General features: G+C 70.6%; 6 protein-coding genes and 1 pseudogene. 3 read left to right on the top strand and 4 right to left on the bottom strand.

Annotation, left to right across the window (positions count from 1 at the left end):
- Nucleotides 1–92: 92 nt before the first annotated feature.
- The 3 genes and pseudogenes from ADL12_RS23920 to ADL12_RS23910 all read left to right on the top strand — a co-directional run bounded on the left by ADL12_RS23920 (nt 93) and on the right by ADL12_RS23910 (nt 5,407).
- Nucleotides 93–1,848, top strand: a pseudogene (locus ADL12_RS23920) (cellulase family glycosylhydrolase).
- 100 nt (nt 1,849–1,948) lie between these two features.
- Nucleotides 1,949–4,090 (top strand): beta-galactosidase, encoded by a 2,142-nt coding sequence (locus ADL12_RS23915; protein ID WP_062704949.1) that lies wholly within the window; start codon nt 1,949–1,951, stop codon nt 4,088–4,090.
- 585 nt (nt 4,091–4,675) lie between these two features.
- Nucleotides 4,676–5,407, top strand: coding sequence for a FadR/GntR family transcriptional regulator (locus ADL12_RS23910; RefSeq protein WP_062704947.1), 732 nt, complete (start codon nt 4,676–4,678; stop codon nt 5,405–5,407).
- A 163-nt stretch (nt 5,408–5,570) separates the two neighbouring features.
- Here ADL12_RS23910 and trpC read toward each other — a convergent pair whose 3' ends face one another.
- The 4 genes from trpC to ADL12_RS23890 form a co-directional block, all read right to left on the bottom strand.
- Nucleotides 5,571–6,356, bottom strand: a complete 786-nt coding sequence (gene trpC / locus ADL12_RS23905) for an indole-3-glycerol phosphate synthase TrpC (RefSeq protein WP_062704945.1) — start codon at nt 6,354–6,356, stop codon at nt 5,571–5,573.
- A gap of 243 nt (nt 6,357–6,599) precedes the next feature.
- On the bottom strand, nt 6,600–8,441 hold the full coding sequence (locus ADL12_RS23900; protein WP_079052237.1) for an ABC transporter permease subunit: 1,842 nt from the start codon (nt 8,439–8,441) through the stop codon (nt 6,600–6,602).
- A 6-nt stretch (nt 8,442–8,447) separates the two neighbouring features.
- Complete coding sequence (locus ADL12_RS23895; protein ID WP_062704942.1) at nt 8,448–9,971, bottom strand: ABC transporter substrate-binding protein; 1,524 nt, start codon at nt 9,969–9,971, stop codon at nt 8,448–8,450.
- 459 nt (nt 9,972–10,430) lie between these two features.
- Nucleotides 10,431–12,005, bottom strand: coding sequence for a PucR family transcriptional regulator (locus tag ADL12_RS23890; RefSeq protein WP_482262351.1), 1,575 nt, complete (start codon nt 12,003–12,005; stop codon nt 10,431–10,433).
- Between the last annotated feature and the right edge of the window lie 325 nt (nt 12,006–12,330).

Below are 12,330 nucleotides of genomic sequence, written 5' to 3'. Positions count from 1 at the left end.
CCGCTCCCCCATCCCCCACTCCCCTTGTTTTCCGCCTGTACGCACGTCCCGCAGGCGGAGCGCCCCCAACCATTCAGAAAGGCACAAGGGACATGAGAGAGCCGCACAAAGCCCCGCGCCGTCCTGGCGGCGCAGCAAGGCGCCTGACGACCCTGCTGCTCGCACTGGTCGCCGCCATCGGGTTGACCCTCGGCACCGCGCTCACCACTCCTGCCGCCGAGGCCGCCCGAAGAAGGTGCTCGTTCCGGCGTCGGCCACGGACGCCGTCGCCGCGATGGAGCCCAGCTGGAACCTGGGCAACACCCTGGACGCCATTCCCGACGAGACGTCCTGGGGCAACCCGAAGGTCGCCAAAGACCTGTTCGACACCCTCCGGGCGCAGGGCTACCGCAGCGTCCGCATCCCGGTGACCTGGACCGACCACCAAAGTCCGCCACCGCCCCCTACACCATCGACGCCACGTACATGAGCCGCGTCAAGCAGGTGGTCGACTGGGCGCTGGCCGACGGCCTGTACGTCGTGCTCAACGTCCACCACGACTCGTGGCAGTGGATATCGAAGATGCCCACCGACCACGACAACGTGCTCGCTCGCTTCAACGCCACCTGGACCCAGATCTCCTCGACGTTCCGGGACGAGCCGCGCATGCTCCTCTTCGAGAGCGTCAACGAGCCGGTCTTCGACAACGCCACGGACGCGCAGAAGACCCAGCTCCTGAACGAGCTGAACACCTCCTTCCACAAGATCGTCCGCTCTTCGGGCGGCGGGAACACCGACCGCCTGCTGGTCCTGCCCACACAGGCCGGCACCCCCTCCCAGCCCCTCATGGACGACCTGTCCACCACGATCGGCGCACTGCGCGACAGCAATCTGGTCGCCACCGTGCACTACTACAGCTGGTACCCCTTCAGCGTGAACATCGCGGGCGGCACCCGCTACGACGACGCCGCTCAGAAGGACCTGACCGACGCCTTCGCCCGTATGCGTGACACCTTCGTCGCCAGGGGCATCCCCGTCTACGTCGGTGAGTACGGTCTGCTCGGCTTCCCCGACCACAACCACCCCGACCGCATCGAGCGGGGTGAAGCGCTGAAGTACTACGAGCACCTCGGCTACGCGGCGCGGCAGGCCGGCGTCACCACCGCCCTGTGGGACCCCGGTACTTGGGCCTACCTGAACCGGGACACCCTGAAGTGGACGGACCCCGAGCTGTTCGCCTGGATCAAGTCCAGCTGGACCACCCGCTCGGGAACGACCTCCTTCGACAACGTCTTCGTGCCGAAGTCGAGCCCGATCACGGCCCAGACGCTCACGCTCAACGCCAACGGCACCAGCTTCCAGGGCCTGTGGCACGGCAACACAGAGCTGGTCCGGGGACGGGACTACACCGTCTCCGGCAATCAGCTCACCCTCACGGCCGACGCACTGACCCGACTGACCGGCGATCGCAACTACGGGGTCAACGCCACGATCCAGGCCCGGTTCTCCAAGGGCCTGCCCTGGAAGATCCATGTGACGACGTACGACACCCCACAACAGGCGAACGCGACGGGAACCAGCAACTCGCTGCCCATACCGACCCAGTTCCGTGGCGACCAGCTCGCCACGATGGCGGCCAAGTACGCCGACGGCAGCAACGCCGGCCCCTCCGACTGGACGTCGTACCAGGAGTTCAACGTCTCCTTCACCCCCGGCTACGCGAACAACACCATCACCCTCACCGACAAGTTCCTCGGCTCACTGCGTGACGGCGCACCGGTGACGCTGACCTTCCACTTCTACAGCGGCGCCAAGATCACCTACCACGTGACCAAGTCCGGTACGTCCGTGACCGGCTCGACCTCCTGAACACCCACCACCACATCCCCGTCCCGGCCGCAGGGATCCACGACCGGATCCCTGCGGCCGGGACCCATCCGTCTCCTCTCCCTCTCCTCAAGGACCCCGCATGACCCATCTGCCCGCGCGCGTCCTGTTCGGCGCCGCCTACTACCACGAGTACCAGCCGTACGAGCGGCTCAAGACCGACCTCGATCTCATGGCGGAGGCGAAGTTCACCGTCATCCGCGTCGGCGAGTCGGTCTGGTCCACCTGGGAGCCGGAGAACGGGCGCTTCGAGCTCGACTGGCTGCAACCCGTGCTCGACGGCGCCCACGAGCACGGCATCTCGGTCGTCCTCGGCACTCCCACCTACGCGGTGCCGCCGTGGCTGGCCCGGCAGTACCCGGAGATCGCCGCCGAGGACGCCACCGGGCACCGCGCCGCGTGGGGCGGCCGGCAGGAGGTCGACATCACGCACCCGGCCTTCCGTTTCCACGGGGAGCGGGTGATCCGCGCGATCGCGGCCCGTTACGCCGCCCACCCCGCGGTCATCGGCTTCCAGGTCGACAACGAGCCCGGCCCGCGACTGCCGCACAACCACGGTGTCTTCCAGCGGTTCGTCGACGACCTGCGGCAGCAGTACGGCGACGTCGAGACCCTCAACCGCGAGTGGGGGCTCGTGTACTGGTCGCACCGGCTGTCCACCTGGGCCGACCTGTGGAAGCCGGAGGGCAACGCGCAGCCGCAGTACGACCTGGCCTGGCAGGCGTTCCAGGCACGCCAGACCACCGAGTTCATCGCCTGGCAGGCCGGCATCGTGCGCGAGTACGCCAGGCCCGGCCAGTTCGTCACCACGTGCCTGGCCTACTGGTCTCCCGGCCTGGAGGACGACGCGCTCACCGACGGCCTGGACGTCACCGCGGGCAACCCGTACTACGACATGCAGGACAGCCTCACCATGCCCGAGCCGCCGCACGAGAAGCTGCCGGGGCAGTGGATGGATTACGGCGCGTGGGCCCTGCACCACAGCGCCGACCGGATCTACTCCTCGCGCCAGGAGCCATTCCTGATCACGGAGACCAACGCCCAGGCCATCGGCGGTCCTTCGGACAACCGGCCCGCCTTCGACGGGCAGTGGCGGCAGGCCGCGTGGGCGCTGGTCGCGCGTGGAGCCCGCATGATCGAGTACTGGCACTGGCACACGCTGCACTTCGGCACCGAGACGTACTGGGGAGGGATCCTTCCGCACAGCGGACGACCGGGACGCGCCTACGGTGAACTCGCCCGGCTGGGCGCCGAGTTCGAACGGGCCGGGGACCTGGTCGCCGGGATCACACCGGACGCCGACATCGCGATGGTGTACTCGGCGCCGAGCAAGTGGCTGATGCGCAAGCACCCGCCGCTCGCCGGTCCCGACGGCGGTCCTGACGCGGGTGCGTACGAGGGCATCTTCGACCCGTTCTACCGGGGCGCGTTCGAGGCGGGGCGCCAGGTACGGATCCTGCACGCCCGCCAGTTGCACGATCCGCGCGGCGAACGCCCGGGGCTGTCACCGGAGTCGGCGGCCGAGCTGCACCCCATACTCATCGCCCCCGCGCTGTACGTGGCGGACGACGGGACGCTCGACTGGCTCGGCGCCTACGCGGAGGCGGGCGGCCACCTCGTCCTCGGCCCCCGGACCGGCTACGGCGACCACGAGGCGCGGGCGCGCCACGAGGTGGCACCGGCGCGGCTGGTTCAGGCCGCGGGCGTCCGGTACGACGAGTTCAGCAACCTCCACGCCGACCTGCCGCTGCGCACCGCGCCGGACAGCCCGCTGCGGCTCCCGGACGGCGCGGTGGCCACCCGCTGGGTGGAGGGCCTGGCCGTCGAGGACGCCGACGTCCTCGCCGAGTACGACCACCCGCACTTCGGGCGCTGGCCCGCCGTCACCACCCGCCGCCACGGCGCGGGGCGCATCACCTGTGTCGGCACCGTGCCCGGCCGCGATCTGGCCCGTGCGCTCGCCGCCTGGCTCGCCCCCTCCCCGTGCTGCGGCTGGCAGGGCCTGCCGGACTCGGTCACCGTCGCCACCGGCACCGCCCCCGACGGCCGGCGCGTCCACGTCGTCCACAACTGGAACTGGCAGCCGGCCACCGCCCAGGCCCCGGTGGACCTGACCGACGCCCTGGACGGCAGCGTGATCCCGGCCGGTACACCCGTGCGGCTCGGCGCCTGGGACGTCCGCGTCCTCGCCGCCGCACCGGGGACTCCCACGGCAGACCGGTGACGCCGGCCACCGCGGCCCGGGAAGCCTCGCGTGCCGGCGACTCCAGAGCGGATCACCGTCGCCGGCACCTGTGAGTGGCGTGCCGCCGTCTCCGTAGGAGCGCAGCCGCAGTGGAGTGAGCCGGCGGCGATCTTCCGCCGCCATTCCGGCACCCATGGCTCGGGTGCCGGAATGGCGGCTCACGAGTGGTGTCGATCGGGTGGGCGCATGCATGCGGAGTCACCTCATCTCCTCGCCCCCTGCCGACTGCCCCAACGCTCGGTGACCTGGGCGACGAGCAGCAGGCCGTGTCCGCCCTCGTCGAAGACGGGGGTCCTGTGCAGGTGACCAGCTCGCTGACGATCAGCTCGGCGGCGAACGCCGGCTCGGCCGGCCTCCCCAGAACGCCCCCCAGACCACGTCACCCCGCCCGCCGCCGCGATCGCCTTCCCTTTCAGCCATCCCAGTATCATCAGTGTCACTTTGGGGATGAGGGATCAGCAGCGGAAGGTGTCCGGGACGACCTTCGCACCCAGGATTTGATCAGGCCGGACGTACCCACGCCGAACAGCGCGGAGAACACTCCGGAGACGGAAGGGGTGGGCGTTGTCTCTGACGGACAAGGCGATCGAGCAGATCCGTGAGCTGATCCGCACCGGGGCGCTGGCACCGGGTTCGAAGTTGCCGCCGGAGCCGGAGCTGGCGGTCCAGCTGGGCCTGTCCCGGAACCTGGCCCGCGAGGCTGTGAAAGCACTTGCCGTCGCCCGCGTTCTCGAAGTGCGACGGGGCGACGGCACATACGTGACCAGCCTCCAGCCGAGCCTGCTGCTGGAAGGCCTCGGCGGCGCGGTGGAACTGCTGCAGAGCGACTCGGCGGCGCTGCTGGACCTGATGGAGGTGCGCCGGCTCCTGGAACCGGCCGCCACCGCACTCGCCGCCACCCGGATCTCCGACGACCAGCTGGCAGAGGTGAAGCAGCACCTGGACGCCATGCGAGCGGCGCGCGACGACGTCGAACGGCTCAACGCGCACGACGCGGCGTTCCACCACGCCGTCGTCTCGGCCACGGGCAACGAAACGCTGCTCACCCTGCTGGAAGGCATTTCGGGCCGTACCCTGCGCGCCCGCATCTGGCGCGGCCTCGTCGACGACCAGGCCGCGGGGAGGACCCTCGCGGAACACGAGGCGATCTACGACGCCCTGTCCGCCCGTGACGCTGTCCTGAGCCATGCCGCCGCACTGATGCACGTGAACCACACCGAGCAGTGGCTGCGAGAGCATCTGAGGACCACCGACCTGCGGCAGGTTGCTCCTCCGGCAACCGGTGCACACCGTTGACATGAGCGCTGGAGACGCCGCCCGGTGATCGCCGACCGGGATGCGAGCGGGTACGTCACACCGAGGTGATGATCGGCCAGCGGCCCGCCGAGGCCGAGGACCGGCCACGGAGCGTGGCTCGGCTCGGCATTTCCAGGCGTGCCATTGGCCGAGCCGTATACCCTCACGCCCCGGCAGCCCCGATGAACTCGCGCACGGCGCTGCGCGGGTCCCCCGAGCGGACCAGTGCCTCGCCGACCAGTACCACGTCGGCTCCCCAACCGCGGTACTCCGCGACATCCTTCGGGCCCGTCACTCCTGACTCCGCGACCCTGACCGTGCCGTCGGGGATGCCCGTCACGAGGTCGGCGAACACTGTGCGATCCACGTCCAGGGTTGTCAGGTCCCGCGCGTTGATTCCGAGAAGCTCAGCTCCTGCGGCGGCAGCGCGCCGCACTTCGTCGGCCGTGTGCGCCTCCACGAGCGGCGTGAGCCCCAACTCCTTGCACAGTCCCATCAAGTCGGCGAGCCGGCCGTCGTCAAGCGACACGACCATGAGAAGCGCAAGATCGGCGCCGTGCGCGCGAGCTTCCCACAGCTGATAGGGGTCGACGATGAAATCCTTGCGCAGGACGGGCACGTCGACCCGGGCACGTACGGCGTCCAGATCGGCGAGGGAGCCGCCGAAACGCCGGCTCTCGGTCAGCACGCTGATCGCAGCGGCGCCCCCGGCCGCGTACTGGGCCGCGAGGGACGCAGGGTCGGGGATGTCTGCCAGCTCGCCCTTGCTGGGGCTCCTTCGCTTCACCTCGGCGATGATGGACACCCCAGGCGCGCGGAAGGCGGGCAGGGGGTCGAGCGCGGGTGCCGCGTCCGCTGCCCGGGAGCGCAGCTCCGCCAACGGCGTCGCACGCTTGCGCTGTTCCAGGTCCTCGCGAACTCCCGCGAGGATCCCGTCGAGAACGCTCATCGTCCTCTCCTTGTCGAATCGTCTGCCACTGCGGACGTCCCCCGGCTTGTGTGAGCCCGTCCGTCACCCATGTCCAAGTCATGCTCGCACGCAGGCTGTTCGGATCGATCATGGCGTGCGTAGCGGCGACCATCCCCCGCCTGCCGGCGGCCATCCATGAGGAAGCGTGAGCGCGAACCGGGAATCGTGGCGCCTGGCTCATCAGGCCTCACGACATCACCGGGACGGCGCTGCGGCCGAACGTCACGCAACCGACTCGGCTTCAGTTCGCCCGGCCCTGATCCTGCCCTCCTTGTATGCGCCTCTTCCACCAGAAGTCAGGGCGGACGCCGGCCGGCGCGCAGCCACGGCGCCCGTGCCGGAGAGGGCGAGAACGGAGAGCAGGACGAGTGCGCAGGCCGGCCCGAGTACGGTCCAGGGCGCCAGTTCCACGTACGGCTGGTTCTCCGACAGAAGACGGCCCCACTCCGCCGTGGGTGGCTGCTCACCAAGACCGAGGAAGCCGAGAGAGGCCAGCACGAGGACCGTGGTGGGCAGGCGCAGGAGTGCGTTGCGCAGTACGGACGGCAGTACTGCGGGCAGCAGGTGGTAGCGGAGGAGATAACCGGGGCCGGCGCCGAAGGAGACGGAAGCGAGCATGTGGCCACTGGCCCGCTCCTGTTCCAGCAAGGCCGCGGCCTGGGCGGCGTAGGGGGTCCAGCCGACCAGGCAGACCGCGAGGGCGGCACCCCAGGCGGACGGGCCGGTCACCGCGGAGGTCAACAGCCCGGCGAGGACCGCCGGCATCGTCGACACCACTTCCGTGAGCCCTGCGCCGACCTGCGCCGCCGTGCCGAGCATCAGCCCGGTGAGCGTGCACACCGCGGTCACCACGAGGGCCACTCCTACCGTGCGCAGCGCTCCGTGGCCCAACCGGGCCAGCAGATCGCGGCCGAGCGCGTCCGTGCCCAAGGGGTGTACGGCTGAGGGCGGGAGCAGTCGGGCCGCCGTGTCGACGTGGAGGGGATCGCGTAGCAATCCGGCGGTGACCAGGGTGAGCAGGGCGAGGGCACAAGCAGCGGCGGCCCAGCGGGTGAGGCGCCCCCGGGAAAGGGCGGGTGCGTGCAGGGCGGGCAGGGCCCCGTCCCGCAGGGCCGGGCCGAGCAGTGCGCGGCGCAGGGCCTGGATGAGGAGGCCGGCGACGACGCCGAGCAGGATGAGGGCGAGTGTCGTGGTCTGCAGGGGCGGGAGGTCCTGGGCGATGGCGGAGTCCAGGGCGAGGCGGCCGAGCCCGGGGATGTTGAAGATCTTCTCCACCGCGACGGCGCCACCGACCAGGCCCACGACGGTCGGCAGGAGCTGCGGGAGCACACCGGCCAGGGTGCGGCGCAGCGCGTGCCGGGCGACGCGGCCGGGCGCGAACCCGTAGGCGTGCCAGGTCCGAGCCCACGGCTCGTTGAAGGCGGCGGGCAGCGACTGGTCGAGCAGACCGCCGATCATCGCCCCGGACGGGACTCCGAGGGCGAGCGCAGGCAGCACCATCGACGCCGGCCCCTCCCATCCACTGGACGGCAACCAGCCCAGCCACACCCCGCATACGGTGGCGAGGAGCGAGGCGAGCAGGAACTTGGGCAGCGCGGCCAAGACGGCGACCCCGATGGTCCCTCTCCCCCGGTGCAGCCGTCGCCGGGAGCCGAGATACAGGGTGCGGGCACTGACCAGCGCGGAGACCGCGATGGTGACCACGAGTGCCCCGAGCATCAGCGTGAAGGAGACCGCGAAGGCACCCGTCACCTGGGGCAGCACCTCCTCACCGGACACCCAGGATGTGCCCGCGTCGCCGCGCGGCAACCCGCCCAGCCAGTGCGCGAGATGCACGAACGGCCCCTTGTCCAGGCCCAGTTGCTCCCGAACAGCGGCCAGCTGCTCCGGAGCCGGATCCTGGTCGGCGGAACGGGCCCGCAGGACGGTCAGCGCGGGGTCGTTGCCGGACAGCCAGGGCAGCAGGGCCACGGCCGTCAGCAGCGCGGCCCCGGCAGTGATGCGGCCGAGGCCCGCGCGCCACCGGGACGGGCGGGCCTCTGTACCGACCGGCGTGAAGCTCATCGGCTGCTACTTCAGGTGGGTGTCGATGTCGATCAGGGAGCGCTCGCGAGGATCGAGGAGCACGCCCTCGACGTCGGTGGCGATGCCCTGGACGACCTTCTCGTGGACCAGCGGCACGACGGCGTCGGTGCGCAGGATCTCCGCCTCGGCCGCCATGGTCTTCTGCTGTCGCTTCGTCATGTCGGCCTCCTCGGCTGCGGACTTGACGGCCCGGTCCACCTTGGAGTCCTTCAGACCGGCGATGTTGTACACGCCGTTGCTCGTGTAGTCGCTCGCCAGGTACGCGACCGCGTCGCCGGTGTCGAGGAGGGTCACCCGGGAGAAGACGAGGGCGTCGTACTTGCCGGCGAGGAGGTCGGCCTCCATCTGCGTGTACTCGCGCACGTCCTGCTTCACGGTGAACCCGGCCTTCTCCAGCTGCTGCTGCAGGACGGTGGCGGTCTCCGGCAGTTCCGCACGGTTGGTGTAGGCGGCCAGGCGCAGGGTCTTGCCCTTCGTTCCGGCCTTGACCTGGGCGGTGGTCGCGGCCTCAGCGCGGCCCGTGACGTCGACGCGCTTGTCGGCCGCCCAGGGCACGGCCGGCCCGAACAGGCCCTGCGCGGGGTCGGCGTAGCCACCGAAGACCGAGTCGACGAGCGCCGAGCCGTCCACGGCCTCCCGGGCGGCCGCGCGCAGTGCCGGGTCAGTGAGGAGGCCGCTGCCGGTGTTGAGGACGAGGCTGTCGGTCCGTACGGACGGCACTTCGTGACGGGTCTTGTCGTCCAGCAGCTTGGCCTGTGCGGTGGGGATCCACTCGGCGATGTCGACGTCGCCGCCGCGCAGCGCGTTGGCGCGGGCGGTGCCGTCGGCTATCCACGTGACGTCGATGCCGGACGCCTTGGCCTTGCCGCCCCAGTAGCCGTCGTAACGGTCGAGCGCTGCCTTGGACTTGCCGGTCAGCTTCGTGACCTCGAAGGGGCCCGTCCCGGTGCCGACGGGGCTGACCGTGCCGTCCTTGCCGTATGCCTTGCCGGAGAGGATGGCCAGCGCCGGGCTGGCCAGCCGCAGCGGGAGCACCGGGTCGGCGGCCTTGGTGCTGATCGTGACCGTGTCGGTGTCCTCGACCTTCGCGGTGAGGGTGACGTCGCTGAGGACGCGGGGCTTGGGCTCGGCGGCATCCGCGTGGTCGAGCGCGTTGACGACGGAGGCGGCGGTGACCGACGTACCGTCCTGGAAGGTGGCCTTGCGCAGCTCGAAGGTCCAGGTGGTGGGGCCGGTCTGCGTCCAGGACTTCGCCAGCGCGGGCGCGGCGGCGCCGTTCTTGTCCAGAGCGGTGAGCCCTTCGGCCACGGAAAGCTTGCTCAGCACGGTGGCGTCGTTGCTGTAGGGCGACAGCGCCTGTACCGGCGGCACCGCGAGCGCGACCCTCAGCCGCCCGGCCGACCCGCCTTCCGCATCCGAACCGGAGCCCTGTTCGCCGGCCACGAAGCATCCGGCCAGCAGCGGGGTGAGGGCAAGCGTCGAGAAGAGAGCGCGGGAGGTCGTGCGCATGGGGGTCCTGTCATGCGAGGGAGGATGGTCTGATCCCTTGCACGCCAGAGGGGGGCGAAGGGGGCCGGGTCAGCATATAAGGCAAGCCTTACTTGATCTACCTCGATAGATTAATTCTCAACCAATGAGATCGACTCGCAATGCTGTTCGGCACCTGCTGCGACCGAACCGGTCGTCGTACGAGCCGGTCGGACCCCGCCCCGAGATGCGCCGCACGGCGGTTCACAGCGTCGGGAGGCCCTGGCCTTCGCCGAGGAGCCGCGATGCTCCGGCGCCCGCGTCCTGGACGCTGATAGGCATGGCTTATAGCGTGGATCCGCACCGCCGGTGCGCCCAGTCCTGCTCGAGCGCCCCCTGCCATGACGTGAACCCAAGGTCGAACACGACGAACGTAGGCAAGGCGTCTCCCTCTGGCGCCGGTCGCCGCAAGGCTGGTCCGCGTGACGGCCGGCGTGCTCGTCATGCGCCGGGAACAGATGCTTCTCGCGCGTCCAGGACCAGCACCGCGACGTGCAGGGACGTGCGCTGCAGACCTGATTCCAGGTCGCAGCCGAGGAGCCGTTCGATGGTGTGGAGGCGCTGGTAGTACGCCTGCCGGGACATGCCGGCGCGTTTCGCCGCGACCGACTTGTTCCCGGCCGCCGCCAGATAGGCGCGCAGTGCCGGGAGCAGATCGCCGCTGTTGCGGTCGTCGTGCTCGATGAGGCGGGTCAGTTGCCGTTCTGCGTACCGCTGCAGACGGGTGTCCTCCCGCAGGACGCCCAGCAACTCCGGCAGCCGGACGTCGCCGGGGACGTAGAACCACCGCTCCGGGGAGGCCGGTGTGATGGCCTCGGCCGTCTGCTCCGCCTCCTGCCACGACCGGGCGATCCCGGCAAGGTCGGTCACCCCGGGGCCGACGGCGACGACGGCCTCCGGTCCGAGCTCCTCCCGGGTCAGACGGCCGATCCGCTCGGCGACCGGCTGCCAGGCGCTCGCCTGTGCCAGTGCCAGAAGTACGCCGATCCGGCCCGGGGCCGTCTCGCCGACCAGGGCGCGGACGCCGGTCTGCGCCAGCGCCTTCGCGATCCGTTCGTCGAGGTGCTCACCCTCGGTGCCGGTGTACGTGTGGCGGATGACCAAGGCGAAGAGCCGGTGCCCGAGGGTCGGGAGCCCCAGTGCCTCGGCGCGGGCGCGCGCGTCCGCGGGGGAGCGGAAACGCCGTTCGTACAGGTCCCGCAGTACGGAGCGGTGGGCTCGGCGCTCCCACCAGGCCGGCCCGGCCAGGCGCGCCATGGTCAGCGCGACCGCCGCACGCTCCAGCACCAGGACGTGTTCCGGGTCGGGCTCGGCGTTCAGCCGGCCCTCCAGCAGGACCAGCCGCCCCCACAGCCCGTGGTGGTCCTGCACCGGCGCGATCAGCCACCCCTCCGGGCCGCTCGGCGTGATCCTCTCCGGCGTCGGGGCGGCCCGCGAACGCCGCGACCAGGCCGACACCACCGGCTCGTACGGCCGGCCGAGCAGCTCGCACATCAGGACCCGGTGGGTGAGATCCTCCAGCACCACGGGGGCTCCGGTGAGCTCCGCCGTGGTGTGCACCAGTTCCTCGGGCGTCGCGCCCCGCAGTGTCAGCGCCGTGAAGATGTCCTGGATCTCCCTCCCGCGGCGCAGCAGTGCGCCCTGCGCGTCGAGGATGAGCGCGTGCACCGTCTGCGTGACGTCGATGAACCGGACGCCACGGGCCAGCTCGACCAGCGGCACTTCACGGGCACGGCAGGCCGCCACCAGCTCGTCGGGTACCTTGCCGTACCGGTAACCGAGCTCCACGATCAAGCCGGCCGCGCCGACGTCGGCGAGCTGGTCGACGTAGCCGCGCAGCTCGGAGGCGTCCTCGGGATACGGCATGCCGGTCGTCAGCACCAGCTCGCCGCCCTCCAGGAAATCGGCGGGATTGAGCAGCTCGGTGACATGCACCCAGCGCACCGCGCTGTCCAGCTGTGACTCACCGGCCAGCACGCGTGGCATTCCTTCGGCGAGCACGGGCAGACGCAGCACCTCCGTGATGGTCGGGAAGTGCCCGCTTGCGGGACGTCTGGGCGGCATAGGAGGTGCTTTCATCCGAGGTGATCGGGCTCACCCTCGCACCGGCCACGCAGCGTGACAAGAGGGGGGCCGGCATTTTGCGGAGCCCGGCCGTCCGCAGTGACAGACCGTCTCGAGAAGGCCCCAAGGCGGAACACAGTGTGGGTTGACCTGCAGGTTCCCCCGGGCGGAAAGTGAACGCCATCCCCAGCGGGACCCGAACTCGAAGGGTCCGCACGGTGTCCGCACCATGCTGGGGGCCGACTGCCACGGACCACACCATCGAAAGGAGCGACCT

Origin of the sequence: Streptomyces regalis, from assembly GCF_001509475.1 — a bacterium.
In the GTDB taxonomy this organism is placed as follows: Bacteria; Actinomycetota; Actinomycetes; order Streptomycetales; family Streptomycetaceae; genus Streptomyces; species Streptomyces regalis.
The sequence above is the reverse complement of the archived record's forward strand: the minus strand, read 5'-3'. Positions and strand labels throughout refer to the sequence as shown.

Bases quoted from the DNA above. Each gene is read 5' to 3' on its own strand.
- ADL12_RS23895 (WP_062704942.1), bottom strand. From the start codon at position 9,971: ATGCGCACGACCTCCCGCGCTCTCTTCTCGACGCTTGCCCTCACCCCG.
- ADL12_RS23915 (WP_062704949.1), top strand. From the start codon at position 1,949: ATGACCCATCTGCCCGCGCGCGTCCTGTTCGGCGCCGCCTACTACCAC.
- ADL12_RS23900 (WP_079052237.1), bottom strand. From the start codon at position 8,441: ATGAGCTTCACGCCGGTCGGTACAGAGGCCCGCCCGTCCCGGTGGCGC.
- trpC (WP_062704945.1), bottom strand. From the start codon at position 6,356: ATGAGCGTTCTCGACGGGATCCTCGCGGGAGTTCGCGAGGACCTGGAA.